Source organism: Paraburkholderia terrae (assembly GCF_002902925.1).
In the GTDB taxonomy this organism is placed as follows: domain Bacteria; phylum Pseudomonadota; class Gammaproteobacteria; order Burkholderiales; family Burkholderiaceae; genus Paraburkholderia; species Paraburkholderia terrae.
Map to the genome: position 1 here is coordinate 1,792,905 of NZ_CP026113.1, position 17,418 is coordinate 1,810,322.

Genomic DNA, 17,418 nt, shown 5'->3' on the forward strand with positions numbered 1-17,418 from the left:
TTGCACATCAGAACGCAAAGCAGCTGCAACCGAGCGCGCCCCAGAACGAGTTCGCGTCGCTGGCGGGCACGTTGCTGCGCCACGCCCATCCATGCGCATGACGATGCACACCGCACAGGTTCACACACGCGTCGTTGCACGATTGCTGCAGCGGCGCAGCGGCGGGACGGTAGCGCGCGTAGCCGCCATACTCCGCGACGGGCGACCACGTCGGGCTGACGGGCAACGCAGGCGGAGCGAAGGTCTCGAACTCGTCGGCGGCATAGACGACGCGGCCGTTGACCACCGTCAGCACCGAGGTCAGATGCTTGATCGCGTCTTCATCGACGGTGAAGTAGTCGTCGGACAGCACCGCGAAGTCGGCAAGCTGGCCCGGAACCAAAGCGCCCTTGCGCGTCTCGTCGTTCGAGAACCACGCGCTGCCGACCGTATAGCGGCGCAGCGCTTCCATGCGGTCGAGCCGGTCTTGTGCCGCGTACATCGCCGTGCCGCCCACCGTGCGTCCCGACACCAGCCAGAACAGCGACACGAAAGGATTGAAACTCGCGACACGCGTCGCATCCGTGCCTGCGCCGACGGGCAGCCCCGCAGCCAGCATCTGCCGCACGGGCGGCGTGCGCGCAGCCGCTTCCGCGCCATAACGGGCAATGAAGTACTCGCCCTGATACGCCATCCGATGCTGAACCGCGATACCGCCGCCAAGCGCCGCAATGCGTTCAATATTGCGCTGTGAAATCGTCTCGCAGTGGTCGAAGAACCAGCGCAGGCCCGCGAACGGCGTGTCCTGATTGACGCGCTCGAACACGTTGAGAAAGCGTTCGATCGATTCGTCGTAAGTCGCATGCAGCCGGAACGGCCAGCGGTTCTGCACCAGCAGCCGCACGACGGCTTCGAGTTCGCTTTCCATCACGTCCGGCAGATCGGGGCGCGGTTCCAGGAAATCTTCGAAGTCGGCGGCGGAGAACACCAGCATTTCGCCCGCGCCGTTCACCTTCAGGAAGTCGTCCCCGTCGCCGGGCTTCGTGACCTTGACCCACTTCGCGAAGTCTTCGATTTCCTTCTTCGCGTTTTGCGTGAAGAGGTTGTACGCAATACGCACCGTCAGCTCGTTGCGCTTCGCGAGTTCCATGATGACGGCGTAGTCGTCGGGATACGCCTGATAGCCGCCGCCCGCATCGATCGCGCTCGTCACGCCGAGACGGTTCAGCTCGCGCATGAACTGGCGCGACGAGTTCATCTGATCGTCGAGCGGCAGCTTCGGACCTTTTGCGAGCGTCGCGTACAGCAGGCCCGCATTCGGGCGCGCGATCAGCATGCCCGTCGGATTGCCACGGCGGTCGCGCTGGATTTCGCCGCCCGGCGGGTTCGGCGTGTCGCGGTCGTAGCCAACGGCGCGCAACGCCGCAGCGTTCAGCAGCGCGCTGTCGTAAAGGTGCAGGATAAAAACGGGCGTATCCGGCGCGATCGCGTTGATCTCTTCGAGCGTCGGGCCGCGCTTCTCCGCAAACTGAAATTCGTTCCATCCGCCGACCACGCGCACCCATTGCGGCGCCGGCGTGCGCGCAACCTGCGCGCGCAACATCTCGAGCGCGTCGCGCAGCGACGGCACGCCATCCCAGCGCAACTCGAGATTGAAATTGAGGCCGCCGCGAATCACGTGAAGGTGCGAATCGTTGAGGCCCGGGATGACCGTGCGGCCCTTCAGGTCGATGCGGCGCGTCGAATCGTTCGCCCATTGCATCATGTCGTGATCATTGCCGCTCGCGACGATCTCGCCTTTCGCGACGGCTAGCGCCGTCACGAACGAGCGCTTGTCGTCCTGCGTCGCTATCTTGCCGTTGTAGATCACCAGGTCCGCAATGCGGGCAGGCTGAATGGGTGCGGTCATCGTCGCTCTCCGTGAATCGTGGTCAGGCGCAATTCACGCGCGACGTCAGCGACGCCGCGCGTAAATCAAAACAGAAAAATGCTTGAGTCAATGAAGCCCAGATCAGCCCGCTTCGCTCGCGTGCTCGCCGAGAATCTGCTTCGCGTAGCGCACGCCGATGCCGTATGCGCTGTGCGCCTTGAAGATGTCCATGCAGCCTTCGTACGTTTCGCCGCGCGCCCAGTCGCGTTGCAGCTCGCACATGAACTGCAGCGAGTTCATCGGCACGGCGCCCGCCTGGACGATGCGTTGCACCGCGCGCTCGTGCGCTTCTTCCGTGATGTCGCCGCATGCGTCCGTCGGCACGTAGATCTCGAAGCCTTCGTTCAACATCTGGATGGTCGGGAAGGTCACGCACACTTCCGTCCACAGGCCCGCGATCACGATCTTCTTGCGGCCCGTTGCCTTGATCGCTTCACGGAAGCCCTTGTCTTCCCACGAGTTCATCGACGTGCGGTCGATCGGCTTGATCTCCGGAAACACCGCCTGCACTTCAGGCAGCAGATGGCCGCTGAACGAGTCGGCGGCGATCGTCGTCAGGATGGTCGGCACGTTGAAGAGCTTCGCGGCCTTCGCGAGGATCTGGACGTTGTGCAGGACGGTTGTGCGCTCGTGCGAGTGCGTGCCGAAGAACATCTGCGGCTGATGGTCGATAAGCGCGAGCGCGCACGTGTCGGGCGTCAACAGTTCATGTGCCATGAGTAGCTCCATTTCGCAGGCATGCGAGAGACCCGCACGGTTGCCTGAAGGCAACCGCGCTAGCGTCCGGTTAGTGGATGAATCCAGTCGACGTTGCATCGGCTATGCGGATGCGAACGGCTTCCCGCGCGGCTTATGCGCGAGTTTCACAATGCCGTGCGGGCATTTCGACTTGCGAGAAGGTTAGTGACGGGCGGACTTAAAGTCCTGATGCGCGCCTTAAACGTTATTAAGCGGCGTTATTAAGCACGGGATTGAACGGAGACAACACGCAGCGGTGCGCATGCGGCCGATGCCTCGCGCGCAACGGCGCGTTCGACGCCATTGCGCTGTTCCCAGTCGAGCGATGTCGCGAACCAGCGTTGCGCGTCGTCGTGACGGCCGAGCTTGCACAGCACGTCGCCCTTGATCCTGCATAGCTCGGCGTAGTACCAGCGTTCGCCGTTGTCGTCGGCGTGGCGCAGCGCGTCGTCGATCACGGTGAGCGCTTGCTTGTCGCGCGACGCCTGCATCAGCGCGACGGCGAGTTGTCCCTGCAACGGCGAAAGCTGCGCAAGATAGCCGGTTGCGCGCAGCGCGGAGATCGAGGTGGTCAACCGTTCGATCGAACTGGCTCCCGGGGTTTCGAGTGTCGCGAGCCATGCGTCGTAGCACGCGCAGCATGCGCTCCAGATCGTGAAGCCGAACCGCGTCGACAGTTCATGCAGCACGTCGATGCCATGACGCGCCGCCGCCTGATCGCCGTTCAGCAGCGCAATCGGCACGAGCGCCTCGACGAGCACATAGCAGATGACGATTTCATGGTCGTACTGCGCGGCCGAATCGAAGCAGCGCGCGGCGAGATCGTACGCGCCGCCGCGCTCGCCTTGCACCCACCGCACGCGCGCCAGCGTCGCGCGCGCGACGATGCCGTGATCGATGCGAAAGCCTGTTGTGTGCCAGCGGCTCAGTGACTTTTCTTCGTATGCTTCGATCATCCGTTCGAGCAATTCACGTGCGCGCGGCTGATCGCCCGCATAGTGCAGCGCGATCCCTTCGACGCGTCCCGACAACACAACCAGCGTTGCGTCGCCGCTGCTGCGCGCGAGATCGCCGAAGCGACGCGCGAACATCAGCGCATCGCGTGCGCGTCCACTGTATTGATGCCAGTTCCACACGCCCCAGCGCGCCCGCGTGACGTAGTTGGCGTGACCGGCCTGCAACGCCTCGTTCAGCACGAGCGTCCAGGCTTCGTGCGTCTCCGTCAACGGGCCTTCCGTATAGACGAGCGCGGCAGCGAGCGCCGACATGAGCCGCAAGTGCGCTTCGACGTCGACACTGCCGTCTTCTCGCGCTTCAGAAGGAACGATGCGCAGCGCGGCGCGCGCACGGCTGCAACACTCTTCGACCAACGACAGGTCATATAGATAAGGCACGGTGACGGCCGCGAGCGCAATGCCCGTCGCGTGATCGCCGCGTTCGCCCAGTGTCCAGTCGAGCGCGGTGCGCAGGTTGCCGAGTTCGCGCGTGAACTCGCCAAGCCACTCGACGACGGGCCGCTCGGCCCAGCGCTTCTGCGCCGTTTCGAGCATCTGCAGAAACAGCACGGCATGCGCACCCGCTGCGGACACGCGCTCGCCGTTGTCGTCGAGTTGCTGGAGCGCGTAGGCGCGCGTCGATTCGAGCAGACGGTAGCGATACGACGAGCCTTCGAAGTCTGTCGTCAGCAATGAGCGCGAGACGAGACCGCTCACGGCATCGAGCGCTTCCATGCGCGTGAGCCCGGCGTGCTCCGCCATCGCGCAGGCGGCATCGAGCGTGAAGCCGTTGACGAACATGCCGAGCCAGCGCAGCAACTTCTGTTCGTCGCGGCTCAACAGACGGTAGCTCCAGTCGAGCGTCGCCTTGAGCGTCTGGTGGCGCGGCAAGGCCGTGCGCCGGCCGCCCGTGAGGATGCGGAAGCGGTCGTCGAGATGCTCGGCCAGCAGGCCGATGCCCAGCACGGCCGCGCGCGACGCGGCCAGTTCGAGCGCGAGCGGAATGCCGTCGAGCCGGCGGCACACTTCTCCCATCAGACGAATGCTGGCTTCGTCGAGCGCAAAGTGCGCGCCGTCGGCTTGTGCGCGTGCCAGAAAGAAACGCACGGCGGGCGTGCGCAATACATCGGTGCCAGGATCGTCCGGGGTCGGCACGGACAGCGGCGGCACCTGATAGACGATTTCGTCGCGCACGCGCAAGGCTTCGCGGCTCGTCGCCAGTACGCGCATGCGGCTGCCCGCGCCCGTCAGGGACTCCGCAATCGCGGCCACGATCTCCAGCACCTGCTCGCAGTTGTCGAGCACCACCAGCGCCTCGCGGTCGCGCCATTCGGCGGCAATCTGCGCGAGCGCGGTGCGGCTCGCGGAGAGCCGACTGCCCATCGCGAAGGCGAGCGCGTCGAGCGCCGACGGCGCATCGCTCACGGCCGCGAGCGGCACGAACACGACACCATCGGCGAACGCGTGCTGGATCGCATGCGCGACTTCGACCGCGAGGCGCGTCTTGCCGATGCCGCCCGTGCCTACCAGCGTCACGGCCTGATGGGCGCGCAACGCGGCTGACACGCCATCGAGCGCATCCTGCCTGCCGATCAGCTCCGGCACGCGCGCGGGCAACGGCCGACGTGAAGGTCGCGCGGCGTCGACGCCGACCGATACATCTTCTTGCGTGGCGGACGGCACGCTGGCGCCGTCGCGCGCGTCGATGTCGTCATGCATGACCAGACGGTAGCCACGGCCGGGCACCGTGCGCAGACGCTCGCGCTCGTCGCCGAATGCACGGCGCAGCGCGGAGATATGGACCTGCAGATTGTTCTTTTCGACGACCGTGGTCGGCCAGACGACGCGCATGATCTCGTCTTTCGATACGAGTTCGCCGTCGGCGGCGATCAGCAACGCGAGAATGTCGAACGCGCGGCTGCCGATCGGGACTCTCTGCCCATCGAGACGCACTTCGCGATGATCAAGTGAAATCTCGAGTTGACCGATCTTGATCGTCATCATCTGAAGAGGTGATGTTGAGGACTGTGGAGCTCACAACGCCCGTTGCGCAACGTTGAAAGGCTCACACTATACGACGCCATATCGACATGAGCTGTGACGATTGCAGCCATGACGGCACGAAACGACAAACGGGACCGACTGCAAAGCAGTGTACAACGAACAAAAGCCGCCCGGCATGCCTGACGGGCGGCGTTCTCGATGCTTCACTTCATGCACGCCGATGAGCACGCCGATGCGCGCCCCGCGAATGCCCGGCTGGTTACTGCTTCAGGAACGACAGCAGATCGGCATTCACCTGCTCGACATGCGTGCTGCACATGCCGTGCGGCGCGCCTGCATAGACCTTCAGCGTCGCGTTCTTCACGAGCTTCGACGCAAGCTTCGCCGAAGCGTCGATGGGCACGATCTGATCGTCGTCGCCGTGCAGGAAGAGCGTGGGCACGTCGATCTTCTTCAGGTCATCCGTATAGTCGACTTCGGAGAACTGCCTGATGCACTCGTACTGGCCTTTGACCGAACCTGCCATGCCCTGGCGCCAGAAGTCCTCGATCAGCCCTTGCGAGACCTGCGCGTTGGGACGGTTGAACCCGTAGAACGGCGTCGCGAGATCGAGGTAGAACTGCGAGCGGTTGGCGGCGACGCCCGCGCGAATGCCGTCGAACACGGACATCGGCAGACCGCCCGGATTGTTGGCCGTCTTCAGCATCAGCGGCGGCACGGCGCCGATCAGCACGGCCTTCGCGACACGCTTCGAGCCATGACGGCCAAGGTAATGCGCGACTTCGCCGCCGCCCGTCGAATGGCCGACCAGCATCGCGTTCGTCACGTCGAGCGCATCGAGCACGGCGGCGAGATCGTCCGCGTAGGTGTCCATGTCGTTGCCGCCCGAAGCCTGGCCTGAACGGCCATGTCCGCGTCGGTCGTGCGCGATCACGCGATAGCCCTGGTTCACGAGGAACAGCATCTGCGGGTCCCACGCATCGGCGGACAGCGGCCAGCCGTGCGAGAAGACGACGGGCGTGCCCGTGCCCCAGTCCTTGAAGAAGATGTCCGTGCCGTCCTTCGCCTTCACGAAGTTCTCACGCTGGTTGTGCGCGCTCATTCATTGTTCTCCGTCGTTGCGTCGCATCGCGCACGCTGGCGCGGCGCGAGTCTGGTGTCAGAAAGGACGGAGCTTAGCGAGGTGCGCAGTCAAAGTCCTTATGCGCGGCTTAAACATCCTGAACGGAACCTCGCGCGCTTGACGGAATGAATGCTTCGGCAGGCGCGCGTCGCATGGCGAGCACGCGTCTGCGGAGGTTAATAAATTTTCAGGTGGATTCGAGCAAGGATGATCGTGCGTCAAAGCCCGTTGGCCATCGCTGGCTGGCCGCTGTCGGCATCGAGCGACGGACGAGACTCGTGCGTCAGATGCAGCAGCACGGCAAGCCGCCTGATATCGGGCGCGCTCGATTGCAGGTCGACGCGCTTCGACACGTCGGCCAGCAGCGAAGCCGCCCGCACCGTCTCGCCGCGTTCGAGCAGATGGTCCGCGAAGTTCAGCACGGCGCGCAATTCGAGCATCGGCGCATGTTGCTCTCTGGCCGTCTGCATCGCGTCGAGCAGATGGCGGCGTGCTTCCGTTTCGAACTCGTCGGCCATCGACGCGCGCCCGTTCGACTGGATCACGCGCGATTGCTCCAGCGCCGTCACGCCCATCACGCGCTGCAGTTCCGCGACGAAGAAATGCTCGCCATGTGCGTTGCAGAACTCGAGCGCCTCGTCGAGCTTCAGGCGCGCTTCGGCGATGCGCCCCGTTCTCGCCATCGCTTCCGCGCAAACGGCGATCACGGGCGTCAGCACTCGCCGGAAGCCGCACGACAACAACCGTTGCAGCGCGGGTTCAAGCTTCGCCAGGCCGGCTTGCGGGTGTCCCTGCAGAATGTCGAGGTGTCCCGCATGGCACTCGCCGTACGCCTGCCATATCTCGAAGCGGTTCAACGCGACCTGCGATCGCAGCACAGCAAGATAGCGCGCTGCCGTTTCGAGCTCGCCGCATTGCAGCGCCAATGGCACGGCAGCGACGGCAAGCACGTGACTCAGCGAAGGCTCCAGCATGTCCGGCCGGATCGAGTTGACGACGTGCTCGACCAGTTGCATCGCCCGCTCGGGATGCCCCTGCATCCATACGATCCGCGCAAGCGTGCCGTTGCCGAACGTGAACGGATCGACGGCGACGCCAAGGCTGCCGGGCGCGATCGGCCCGAGTTCGGTCAGCGCGGCGATCGCCCGCTCCAGCCGCACGCGTGCCTGTTCGTGCTCACCAAAGCAATGCAGCGACACGGCGATCATCTCTGCCGCGAGAATCTGCTGCCACGGCGTGCCGCAGCGTTCGGCAAAAGCCTGAAAGCGCGTCGCGAAGCGGAACGACGCGTGAATGTCGGACGATGCGAGCATCGAGTTCCATGCGCCCCATAGCGCGCGCGCCTCGAACGCATCGTCGCGTGCCTGGCGCGCGAGCACCAGCACGCGCTTCCACAACGGGCCCGCCTCGCGCACCGCGCCGCCCGTGTGCAGCAGCGTCGAGGCATACGCGGAACACAGGCGCATTTCACACAGGGTATCGACGGAATCGGGCGGCAGCGCATCGAGCGCGGCCAGCGCGCGGCCCGAACGTTCATAGCATTCGTGCAGCAGCGGGCCTTGCAGCAGCGTCCCCACCAGCGAGCCCACCAGCGCGACGCCGAGCGCGGGATTGCCGCCCGGCGAGAAAGCCCATTCGAATGCGGCGCGCGCGTCGTCGAGCGCGAGGCGCGGCTCGGCGGCGGCGAGGCCCTGCGCGGCACCGCCGACCGGCACCTTGCCGTGCTCGATCCGCTCCTGCAGAGAGTGCATGTGACGCGTCGCGATGCGCTGCAGCTCGCCTTCGTCGCGCAGCTTCTCCATCGCGTACGCGCGCGTCGATTCCGTCAGCCGGTATTGCGCAATCGCTCCGCGGAACTCGACGCTCAACAGCGACTTGGCGGCCAGTTCGCTCAAGCTCGAAATGACGGACGCAATCGGCATGTCTGGTTCAGTCGCGACCGTGCAGACGGCGTCGAACGTGAAGGCGCCGGCGAAGAAACCGAGCCGCCTGAACAACATACGCGACGTCGTATCGAGCAGCGCGTAGCTCCACTCGAAGGTCGCGCGCAAGGTCTGATGACGCGGCAGCGCGGAACGCAGCCCGCCCGTCAGCAGGTTCAGGCGGTCGTCCAGACGCGAGGCCACGCCTTCGACGCCGAGCGTCGCCACGCGCGCGGCGGCCAGTTCAATGGCAAGCGGCAAACCTTCGAGCCGCCGGCAGATTTCGCCGACCAGCCGGATCGCGTTTTCATCGGCACCGCATTCGGGCGCAACCGACTTCGCGCGGTTCAGGAACAGTTCGACGGCCGAATGCGCGAGGATCGCATCCGTGGATGCGCCGCTCGCGGGCACTGCCAGCGGTTCGACGCGAAACACGGACTCGGCCCAGATATGCAGCGGCTCGCGGCTCGTCACGAGCACGCGCAGCGCCGGATTGCGCGCGGCCAGCGCTTCGACGAGACTCGCGACCACGTCGATCACGTGCTCGGCGTTGTCGAGCACGAGCACGCACGGCGCGGCGGCAATCACGTCGGCGAGGCTTTCCTGCGTCAGGTATTCATCGGATGCATCGATCCGCAATGCGCCCGCCAGCGCCTTGAGCACGGTGTCGCGCGTCGAGGCTTTGGCCAGTTCGACAAAGCACACCGGCTCGTTGAAATGGTCGCCCGTGGGTTCGCGCATGGCCCGCGCGACATGGACGGCGAGACATGTCTTGCCGATGCCGCCCGCACCGACCAGCGTGACGACGGAAGCATGGCCAAGCCGTTCGACGATCTGCGCGATTTCGCCCTGACGGCCAACCAGCGTCGCGGCGCAGGCCGGCAGCCCGCCGCCGTTCGCGAGCGGCCCGCCCTGCCGTTCCGGCGCGCGCGCGTGGCGGTTCTCCGACACGAGCAGATAGCCGCGCCCCGGCACGGTCTTGATGAGTTCGCGGTCTGCGCCGAACAGCTTGCGCAACGCGGCGATATGCACCTGCAGCCGGTTCTCCTCGACGATCGAGCCGGGCCACACGGCATCCATGATGGCGTCCTTCGACACGATGCCGCCGTCCGCGCGATACAGCACCTCGAGAATGTCAAAGGCACGTGCGCCGATCCGCACCGAGCGGCCATGCTGACGAATCTCTCGCTGTTCGAAGTTGACGAGCAATGTGCCAATCTGAATCATGGCCGCCTCCAGGAAACGCTGTGCGCGAGTTCGATTGAACGATGTGGTACACCTGGTTGAAGGTCGAAGATCGGGTGCGTCAAGTTTTCGCTGTGTGCGTGGGTCTTGCGTAGTTATTGGCTTGCGCGCATCGTGCCGCGACGTTGCTCAAAGATTGGGCTTTGTCGATCACGCAAAGGGCTGGCTGAAAGAGGATATGCGTCCGGATTGTAAACAGGCTGTAACGGCGTGTCTTGAATAATAGTGACCTGATATGAATTTGTGCGGTCTTTTTTACCGTTATGAGGATCACATCACATCCTGGTGCATAGGCAGCAAGTCAAGGCCCGAACGGCGGCAAAATCCGCCAGAATACCGCCCCTCCTGAATCAAATGAATCAACCTGCGATAAAACATAAAGGCGGCCAGCCATTTTTGAATATTTATCGTCAGTCGCTTCCGTGTAAACTCGCCGGATTATGTTTCGCACGCAATGCATGAATTGAGGACGTTGCTCATGTCGACTCACGCACAACCCGCAGCGGCCGCGCCACCCAAGCCGAAGGACGCGCTCGGATGCGTGACGAGCAAATTACGCAAGGACATTGAATTAGATATTGGCGACATCCGCTTCTATCGCAAGTGCATGGATGAAGCGCATCTGGATCGCGTCGCCATGCCGGCATGCGACCGGGGTTTTCTGGTCGGCATATCGCTGAACAGCGGGCATCGGCGGAATATTTTTAACGGCGCGCGACTCATCGCCAAACGGTTTGAAGCGGATTCGATTTATATCCGCGATTTCTCAGAAGATTATCGCGCTGATCTATATGGGAATTTCGACTTCGTGCTGGTCGAATTATCGCGTGCATTCTTCACACGACTCAGCGACGAACTCGGCGGCCCCGGCATCGACGGGTTGACCTGCGCGGTCGAACAGAAAGACCCTGTGCTCGGTCATCTCGCGCGTGCGCTGGACAGCAATCTCGCCCACTACGGCGCCATCGATTCGCTCTTTGCCGAGCAGATGGGCGTGATCGTCGGCACGCACCTCGCGCAGCGCTACGGCAATCTGCGCGATCGCCGGCCGCGCGCGAAAGGCGCGCTGTCTCACGCGCATGAAGCGCGTGCCAAAGAACTGCTGATCGAGCGTTCGCGGCAAGGCGCGTCCATCGCCGATGTCGCCAGCGAATGCAATCTGTCGCGCGGCTATTTCATCCGGGCGTTTTCCCGTGCCACGGGGCGTACCCCGCATCAATGGCTGCTTGAACAACGTATCGGCGAAGCGCGGCAACTGATCGAAGCGACCAACTTGACGCTGACGGAAATCGCGAGCTTTTGCGGCTTCGCGGACCAGAGCCATCTGAACCGCCTGTTCCTGAAGGCGACGGGCACGTCGCCGGGTGCATGGCGGCGTGCGGCCGGGCGTTAGATCGCCGCCCCGCAGGACGACCCTCAGGACGGCACCCGCTTGCCGGGCAGCAACGTGACGGTGCATGTCATGCCCGCCGCGAGGTGCATCCCCGCTGGCACGCTATCGAGATGCACCCGCACGGGCACCCGCTGCGCAAGCCGCACCCATGTGAAGATCGGGTTCACATCGGCCAGCAAGTCGTTGCCGCTGGTCGGATTGTCGCGGTCGGCGATGCCGCTCGACAGGCTGTCCACATGCCCCTGAATGTCGACGCCGCCCGACAGCAGACGCACCACGGCGCGGTCGCCGACATGCACGCGCGGAATCTTGGTTTCCTCGAAATAGCCGTAGACCCAGAACGAGTGCGCGTCGATCAGCGCCATGCGCGCCGAGCCCGCCGTCGCGTAGTCGCCCGGCCACAGGTTCAGGTTGGTGATATAGCCGTCGGCGGGCGCTCTCACCACGCTGCGCGTCAGATTGAGTTGCGCCGTCTGCTGCTCGACGACGGCGGCTTTATATAGCGCCTCGGCCGCGCTATAGGCAGCGATGTCGGCGCGGTAAGCGGCATCCGACTGGTTCGCAGCCGAAGCGGCATCTTCGCGGGTTTCGTCGGAGATCACGTCGCCCGCGAGGTTCGCGCGGCGCGCCGCCTGCTCGCGCTTCATCTGGTCGCGTGACGCGCCTTCCGACATCTGCGCCTTGGCACGCGCCATCTCGGCCTGGGCCCGCGCGATGTCGGCATCCGCCTGCGCGACGGCGTAGTTGAAGCGATACGGGTCGAGCACGAACAGCACGTCGCCGCGATGCACGTACTGGTTGTCCTTCACGCGAACTTCGCTGACGAGCCCCGACACGTCGGTCGCCACGTCGATCACGTCGGCGCGCACGCGGCCGTCGCGCGTCCATGGCGAGTACATGTAGTTGACCCACAGCAGGCGCACCAGCACCAGCGCGATCAGCAGGATCGTCACGGTGAAGAGCGCGCGCAGGAAGGATTGCGGTTTGATCGTCATTTTTATATGCAAGCGGTTTCAGGTCGACAAGGCGCGTGGTTCATCATGGTTCATGGCCGCGTCATCCACGCACCAGCAGCGAGACGCCGCTGAACATCGCGGCGAAGAGCGCCACCCGGAACAACCCCGGATGCCATGCATACCGATAGACGCCAAGCCGCGCGAACAACAGATCGAGCATCACGAACACGACGACGCAACCGATCAGCACAGGCAGCAGATACGGTACGAGGAACGAACAGAATTCAATCTCAGCGGGCATTGTCAGGCTCCATGGCAGCGCGGTCGGCTGCCGTCGCGGCGAAACCGCCGCCCAGTTCTTTCATCAGCAGCGCCCACGCGTCGAGCCGTTTGGCCTCGACGTCGGCGAGCCGCTCTTCCTGCTCCTGCTGCGCGTTCTGCGCCGCGAGCACGTTCAGAAACTCCGTGATGCCGTTGCGATAGCCCGACTCCGCGAGCCGGTAGGCGTCGCGCGCCGCATCGAGCGTGCTTTGCGTCGACGTCTGTTGCTCATCCAGCGCGTGCAGCGACGTGACTTGCGCCGCGACGCCGCGCATCGCATCGACGATGGCCGCGTTGTACGCATCGACGGCGGCGTCGCGGTCCGACACGGCCACGCCGTACTCGCCGCGCAGCCGGCCGCCGTCGAAGATCGGCAGCGAAATGGCCGCACCGAGGCTATGGCCCGCGCCGTTGCTGCTCAACAGGTTGAAGAATCCGCCGAAGGTCGCCGCCGATCCCAGCGACGCTGTAGCAAGTAAATTGATGTTCGGATAGAAAGCAGCATGCGCGGCCGCCATGCCTTTCTCGGTGGCGTGTACGCGCCAGCGCTGCGCGACGATATCGGGCCGATGACCGATCAGATCGACAGGCAGCGACGCGGGCAACGCGATCGGCACATTCAGCGCGAGCGCCGGGCGCTTCAGCGTATCGCCGTAACCGGCACCCTTGCCCGCCAGCGCGGCGATATCGATGCGGCTCAACGCGAGTTGCTGCTGCGTTTCCTGAACCTTGGTCACGCTCATGGCCGCTTGCGTCGTGGCCTGCGACACGTCGAGACGGCTGCCGATGCCCGCTTCGAAGCGGGCCTTCGCGATATCGAGCGTGTGCTGTTCCTCTTGCTGCACGGCCTGGTCAGCGTCGAGCAACGCGTATTGCAGCGCGAGTTGCACATAGGCGCGCACGACAGCCGTCTGCAGTTCGACCACGGCAAAGCGGTCGTCGGCTACGGAGGCCTGCACGGCATCGAGCGCGCCTTCGCGGATCGCGCGGTTCTTACCCCACAGGTCCAGGTCGTACGAAAGACCCGCCGTTACGCTGTTGTTCCAGACGGTCGTGCCGCCCGGCGGCGCAGGCGTCGTATAACGCGCGAAGCGCTGGCGCTCGAAGTCGCCCGACGCGCCGACTTGCGGCAGTTCGGCAGCGCCTGCGACCTGTGCCTGGAATCGGGCGTTGTCGATGCGCGCCTGCGCTTCCTTCAGGCCCGGATTGCCCGCCGTCGCGTCCTTGACGAGCATATCGAGCTGCGGATCGTTCCATTGACTCCACCAGTCGTCGGTGGGCCAGGCGGCGTCCTGGCGTGTCGTGCGGATCGCGTTGCCGGGATCGAGCGAGGCCGTGGTCAACTCCGTTTCGTGCGGACGAATGCCGCCGCTATTGATGCACGAGCAGAGCAGCACACACAGCGCCGCCGTCGAGAGCGCGCGGCATGCAGTGTTCAGGAAGGAGACGCGCTGCTTCATGCCGATGCTCCGTTCGCAGCCGCCGACGTCTGCCACAACGGCAGCATGTCGTCCTTCAGCATCAGCTCTGTGAAATGCATGAGCCGGCGCATCCGCTTCGCGATCAGCGCATCGGCTATCGTGTCGTCGAGATCGACGTGCGGCAGCGCGCGTTTTGCCTGCTGTGTCGCGCGCATCGCGCGGTCTCGCGCCTCTGGGGTCGCAGCTGAGAACACATCGGCCATTGCGTCGAGCCACTCGTGTTCAAGTGCGCGCCAGTCGTTCGGCAAACGTGCGGCCACACGTGCCGTGTCCTGGCGTATCACGATCATCGCGCGTCCGACTTCCAGCGCCGCGAACGCCGACGCGACGAGACGCGTCTGGTCCACGCGCTCCCCGGCAGGCGCCGACGCGATCCGCATGATGAAGCCGCGCATGCCTGACTCGAAACGATGCGACAACGCTTCGAGGTCATCGTCCCGCGCGGACTTCGTGACGAGTGATCGGATCTGCTTCAGGTACTGCCGCGAAATCCAGTCGCCCGCCAGCGGCACGATGGTCGAGAACGCGACGGCGGCTGCGGCGATGCCGAGCGACAAACCGAAGGCCGTATCGAGAAACTCGGCGGGATGGTACGTAACAGGATTCGCGATGTTGATCGTGTAGCAGAAGAACACGCCGAAGCCGAGACCTAACGTTGCGGTTTTCGGAAACGTATTCAGATAGCTGCTCACGACGATCGGGAACGCCATGCACGCCGCGAGCAACGCAAAACTGTCGAACAGCGGAAACACAAAGAACGCGATGAAGAAGCCCACGATCGCACCCGCAACGCAGCCGCAAAACATCTGCCAGCTCGCAACAACGGGATCGGGCGCGAGCGTGAACAGCGCGCTGACGATCGCGACGGAAACCAGCGCGCTCGATCCGCCGACCCAGCCTGACGCCAGCCACATCGCGCCCACCGACAGCACTGCCGCCGCCGCGCGCACGCCGTTCAGGATGGCTGCCGCGCGATTGGAGGTGGCGCGCGTGCTGTCGATATGCGTGATCAGATGCAGCACCGATTGCCGCCAGGGCCGCTGATCGGCGCGGCGCGCTTCCACGAAACTGCGGCACAGTTCGCGCAGATTGCCGACGAAGCCGTGCAGCGCCGCGCCCGTCATTTCGATGAAGACGCGCTGGCACGCGGGTTCGTCTTCCAGTTCTTTTAGCGCGGCGTCGACGCGTACGTTCAGCGAACGCTCGAACCCGGCAAGCGGGGCGGAGGGTGCATCGACCAGCAACTCCGGCGACGCCCCCGGCGCAATGCCCGTCGGCACGATAGCGAGAAGCGAGCCGATCAATTCATTGGCCGCACGCATCGTGCGCGAGTTGGCTTCAACGGACGCCTGCGCGATCACCTGATGCAGCGCGTGCGCCGATGCGAGCGTATCGACAAAGCTCGTATCGAGCTTGATGAACGCATGATTCTGCAGGCGGATCGACGGATCTTCGAACACCGCGCCGACGCGCAGGCTTTGCACGTTCGCGCGCTCGCGCAGCAGATCGAGCATCGTGCCGAAGCCGTCCTTCGGCAACTCAGCGCCGAGCAGCGTATGAATGGCCGCGAACAGATGACCGAGATTGTTCCTGCTCGCCGCGTACAGATCGGGCGCGACGCGGCGCGGCAGAATCAGCGCGCTGACGAGGCTCGCGCATGCCACGCCGATCACCACCTCGCTGATCGTATAGACGAGGTTGTCGAACACGCCATACGGATTCGACAACGTGGGCAGCGACGTAATCGCGGTTGCGTAGCCCGTCAGCAGAAAACCGTATGACTGGAAGTTGCGGAAGTACGACGAGCCGAACACGCACAGCCCGATCCACGCGGCCAGTACGAACAGAAAGAGCCACGACGCCTGCGAGAACAGCGACACCAGCACGAGCCCCGCAACGCTGCCGCACACCATGCCGAGACCGCGATAGAAACCGCGCGCGATCACCATGCCGCTTTGCTGGAACATCATCACGACGACGCACGACACCATCGCCGTCCCGGGCCCGCGCAGTTCGAGACGCATGCACAAGCCCATCGCGAGCGTCGCGGCAATCGCGACCTTGGCGACATGCCTGAAGCGCGGATAATCGTCGCTCCAGTATTGCCTGAGTTCGTCACGCCATCGCGGCCATGCCGCGATGTCTGCATCGAAATTCATAGGGGTGTCCGTGTCTTGCCGGGTCGGTACGGTATCGGCGGCGCTTCGCAAAAAGGCGCGCAATACGCGTACGGTGAAGGCTTTGAGTTTGCGGGAAACGGGGTCGTGTCGATTGTCGAATCGCACGTTCATGCTTGCATTGGACCAACATTCGGATTCACGTATTGCGCGAATGCGACGCCGCCTTCATGCTATGAGCGACAACGCATTCACACATTCCTCGCGACGCCATTCATGAACCTCTCTTTTGAAGTCCTGCAAGCGCTCGATGCAATCGATCGCACCGGCACGTTCGCAGCCGCAGCGGAAGAACTGCACAAGGTGCCGTCGTCGTTGACGTATCTGGTTCAGAAGCTGGAAGTCGATCTCGGCGTGAAGCTGTTCGAGCGCACGGGCCGCCGCGCGAAGCTCACGCATGCGGGCCGCGTGATCGTCGAAGAAGGCCGGCGTCTGCTCGAAGCCGCGCGCGAACTCGAACAGAAAGCAAAGCGGATCGAGCATGGCTGGGAGTCGGAACTGCGCGTCGCCATCGACGAAATCATTCCGTTCGACCTGATCTGGCCTCACGTCACCGACTTCTACAAGCTCAATCTCGGCACCCGGCTGCTGCTGTCGAAAGAGACGCTCGGCGGCACATGGGACGCGCTGATCACGCGGCGCGCAGACCTCGTCGTCGGCGCAGCGGGCGAGCCGCCGCCCATCGCGAACCTCGTTGCGAAGCCGATTGGCTCGTTGCAGCACGCGTTCGTGATCGCGCCCGGTCATCCGCTAGCGTCGGCTGCCGAGCCGTTGACGATGGATGCCGTCGCGCGTCACCGCGCTGTCGCGATCAGCGACACGTCACGCAAGCTCATGCCGCGCACCATCGCGCTCGCCGCCAATCAGGAAGTGCTGACGGTGCCGACGCTCGAAACCAAGCTTGCCGCGCAGATTCGCGGCCTTGGCGTCGGCACGGTGCCCGAATGTATTGCCGCGGGGCCGTTGAGCCGCGGGCAACTGGTGCGCAAGGAAGTGTCGGGGATGCGCTCGGTCACGCATTTCTATCTGGCGTGGCGAGACGACGAAGCGGGCAAGGCGCTGCGCTGGTGGGTCGATCAACTCGACCGGCCGGACCTGATCGACGACGTCGCGCAACGGCTCGTAGCGATGAGTTGACGCGCCGCTCGATGCAG

11 protein-coding genes are annotated in these 17,418 nt (G+C 64.4%); 2 read left to right on the forward strand and 9 right to left on the reverse strand.

The genetic code is table 11. The annotated features are described in order from the left end of the window. Positions 1–7 precede the first annotated feature (7 nt). The 5 genes from C2L65_RS37780 to C2L65_RS37800 form a co-directional block, all read right to left on the reverse strand. On the reverse strand, positions 8–1,888 hold the full coding sequence (locus C2L65_RS37780) for an amidohydrolase (RefSeq protein ID WP_042314934.1): 1,881 nt from the start codon (positions 1,886–1,888) through the stop codon (positions 8–10). Positions 1,889–1,990: 102 nt separating this feature from the next. Further along, on the reverse strand, positions 1,991–2,626 hold the full coding sequence (locus C2L65_RS37785; protein WP_042314945.1) for a hydrolase: 636 nt from the start codon (positions 2,624–2,626) through the stop codon (positions 1,991–1,993). Between the two features lie 242 nt (positions 2,627–2,868). Then, entirely contained in the window at positions 2,869–5,646 is a 2,778-nt protein-coding gene (locus C2L65_RS37790; protein WP_042314933.1) for an ATP-binding protein, read from the reverse strand. A 259-nt stretch (positions 5,647–5,905) separates the two neighbouring features. After that, positions 5,906–6,748 carry an alpha/beta fold hydrolase gene (locus C2L65_RS37795; RefSeq protein WP_042314932.1) on the reverse strand — a complete coding sequence of 281 codons (843 nt, stop codon included), beginning with the start codon at positions 6,746–6,748 and terminating at the stop codon, positions 5,906–5,908. A 239-nt stretch (positions 6,749–6,987) separates the two neighbouring features. Continuing rightward, complete coding sequence (locus tag C2L65_RS37800; RefSeq protein ID WP_042314931.1) at positions 6,988–9,918, reverse strand: ATP-binding protein; 2,931 nt, start codon at positions 9,916–9,918, stop codon at positions 6,988–6,990. 496 nt (positions 9,919–10,414) lie between these two features. On the opposite strand from C2L65_RS37800, the gene C2L65_RS37805 reads away from it, so the two are divergent. After that, the gene (locus tag C2L65_RS37805) at positions 10,415–11,329 is read left to right on the forward strand and encodes an AraC family transcriptional regulator (protein ID WP_103254645.1); all 915 of its coding nucleotides are present in this window, start codon (positions 10,415–10,417) and stop codon (positions 11,327–11,329) included. A 23-nt stretch (positions 11,330–11,352) separates the two neighbouring features. Here the strand turns inward: C2L65_RS37805 and C2L65_RS37810 are convergent, their stop codons facing one another. The 4 genes from C2L65_RS37810 to C2L65_RS37825 all read right to left on the reverse strand — a co-directional run bounded on the left by C2L65_RS37810 (position 11,353) and on the right by C2L65_RS37825 (position 16,246). Next, on the reverse strand, positions 11,353–12,324 hold the full coding sequence (locus tag C2L65_RS37810; RefSeq protein ID WP_042314924.1) for an HlyD family secretion protein: 972 nt from the start codon (positions 12,322–12,324) through the stop codon (positions 11,353–11,355). Between the two features lie 61 nt (positions 12,325–12,385). Beyond that, entirely contained in the window at positions 12,386–12,586 is a 201-nt protein-coding gene (locus C2L65_RS37815; RefSeq protein WP_007579001.1) for a DUF1656 domain-containing protein, read from the reverse strand. Continuing rightward, positions 12,576–14,066, reverse strand: coding sequence for an efflux transporter outer membrane subunit (locus tag C2L65_RS37820; protein ID WP_042314929.1), 1,491 nt, complete (start codon positions 14,064–14,066; stop codon positions 12,576–12,578). Before C2L65_RS37820 ends, C2L65_RS37815 begins: the two co-directional genes overlap by 11 nt. Then, the gene (locus C2L65_RS37825; protein WP_042314923.1) at positions 14,063–16,246 is read right to left on the reverse strand and encodes an FUSC family protein; all 2,184 of its coding nucleotides are present in this window, start codon (positions 16,244–16,246) and stop codon (positions 14,063–14,065) included. The genes C2L65_RS37820 and C2L65_RS37825 overlap by 4 nt, the downstream gene beginning before the upstream one ends. 234 nt (positions 16,247–16,480) lie before the next feature. Here C2L65_RS37825 and C2L65_RS37830 point away from each other — a divergent pair, with 234 nt between their 5' ends. Further along, a complete protein-coding gene (locus C2L65_RS37830) occupies positions 16,481–17,401 on the forward strand; it encodes a LysR family transcriptional regulator (RefSeq protein ID WP_042314928.1) in 921 nt (306 codons plus the stop codon). Positions 17,402–17,418 lie beyond the last annotated feature (17 nt).

What these genes read in the sequence shown, in the direction of transcription:
- C2L65_RS37815 (WP_007579001.1), bottom strand. Translation starts at nt 12,586, where the DNA reads ATGCCCGCTGAGATTGAATTCTGTTCGTTCCTCGTACCGTATCTGCTG.
- C2L65_RS37820 (WP_042314929.1), bottom strand. Translation starts at nt 14,066, where the DNA reads ATGAAGCAGCGCGTCTCCTTCCTGAACACTGCATGCCGCGCGCTCTCG.
- C2L65_RS37830 (WP_042314928.1), top strand. Translation starts at nt 16,481, where the DNA reads ATGAACCTCTCTTTTGAAGTCCTGCAAGCGCTCGATGCAATCGATCGC.
- C2L65_RS37780 (WP_042314934.1), bottom strand. Translation starts at nt 1,888, where the DNA reads ATGACCGCACCCATTCAGCCTGCCCGCATTGCGGACCTGGTGATCTAC.
- C2L65_RS37785 (WP_042314945.1), bottom strand. Translation starts at nt 2,626, where the DNA reads ATGGCACATGAACTGTTGACGCCCGACACGTGCGCGCTCGCGCTTATC.
- C2L65_RS37800 (WP_042314931.1), bottom strand. Translation starts at nt 9,918, where the DNA reads ATGATTCAGATTGGCACATTGCTCGTCAACTTCGAACAGCGAGAGATT.
- C2L65_RS37805 (WP_103254645.1), top strand. Translation starts at nt 10,415, where the DNA reads ATGTCGACTCACGCACAACCCGCAGCGGCCGCGCCACCCAAGCCGAAG.
- C2L65_RS37810 (WP_042314924.1), bottom strand. Translation starts at nt 12,324, where the DNA reads ATGACGATCAAACCGCAATCCTTCCTGCGCGCGCTCTTCACCGTGACG.
- C2L65_RS37795 (WP_042314932.1), bottom strand. Translation starts at nt 6,748, where the DNA reads ATGAGCGCGCACAACCAGCGTGAGAACTTCGTGAAGGCGAAGGACGGC.
- C2L65_RS37790 (WP_042314933.1), bottom strand. Translation starts at nt 5,646, where the DNA reads ATGATGACGATCAAGATCGGTCAACTCGAGATTTCACTTGATCATCGC.
- C2L65_RS37825 (WP_042314923.1), bottom strand. Translation starts at nt 16,246, where the DNA reads ATGAATTTCGATGCAGACATCGCGGCATGGCCGCGATGGCGTGACGAA.